Raw genomic sequence first — 1051 nt, forward strand, 5'->3', positions numbered from 1 at the left:
ACGGCACCGGTTACGGGAGCCCCAGCTTCTGGAAGCCATTGCCCACTTCCTGGTGGTTCAGGAAACCCAGCTCAGCAGCAAGGTGGTACAGAAGTTGGTTCTGCCCTTTGGGCGGCTGAACTACCTGCCCCTTGGAGATTGCAATGGGTGTTGGGATGTTTCATATGAGAAATGCTAGTGTGGGTGGACGGAGGTTTTTTCATGGTAGATGTCTCTGCTGGTCGTAGCGGAATCGGGGGTATGTTGCTCGAGTTCATAGGAATAGAGAGGTTAGGAGGAGTGTTTTGGTGGTAAAGCATGTTGTGAATAATTCTGGTGAGTGGGTGGGGTAGAATGTGCTTAGAAAGATTGTAGTTGTTAGGGCGTTCATTATAATAATGTTTATATATTCGGCTATAAAGAATAGGGCGAATGGGCCTGCGGCATATTCAATGTTAAAGCCTGATACTAGTTCTGACTCGCCTTCTATGAGGTCGAAGGGGGTTCGGTTTGTCTCTGCTAGTGTGGAGGTGAATCATATTATGGCTAAAGGTCATGATGGTAGGAGGAGTCAGAGATGTTCTTGTGTTGTAATAAGTATACTGAGGTTAAATGAGCCGTTTGTTAGTAAGACTGATAGCAGGATGATAGTGAGGGTAACTTCGTATGAAATTGTTTGAGCGACGGCTCGTAGGGCTCCAATTAGGGCGTAGTTTGAGTTTGATGCTCATCCTGATCATAGGATGGAGTGGACAGTTAGGCTGGATATAGCTAGGATGAATAGGAGTCCTAGGTTGAAGTTGATTAGAGGGTTAGGTATGGGAAGGGGGGTTCATAGGAGGAGGGCAATGGAGAAGGCTAGGGCGGGTGCGATGGTGTAGAGTGTAGTGGTGGATGTTGAGGGTTTTAGGGGTTCTTTGGTGAAGAGTTTTATTGCATCAGCGAAGGGTTGTAGTAGTCCGTAAGGGCCTACAATGTTGGGTCCTTTGCGTAGTTGTATATAACCTAATAATTTTCGTTCAACAAGTGTGAGGAATGCTATAGCGGTTAGTGCGGATGCAACAAGGAGTAG

Annotated in this window: 1 pseudogene; it reads right to left on the minus strand. The window is 46.6% G+C overall.

Annotated elements, in window-relative coordinates:
* Positions 1–253: 253 nt before the first annotated feature.
* Positions 254–1021: pseudogene (locus tag ACFIJK_RS09315) on the minus strand (NADH-quinone oxidoreductase subunit H).
* Positions 1022–1051 lie beyond the last annotated feature (30 nt).

The organism is Bartonella sp. PS17NMGDW (assembly GCF_042193555.1).
Lineage (GTDB): Bacteria > Pseudomonadota > Alphaproteobacteria > Rhizobiales > Rhizobiaceae > Bartonella > Bartonella grahamii.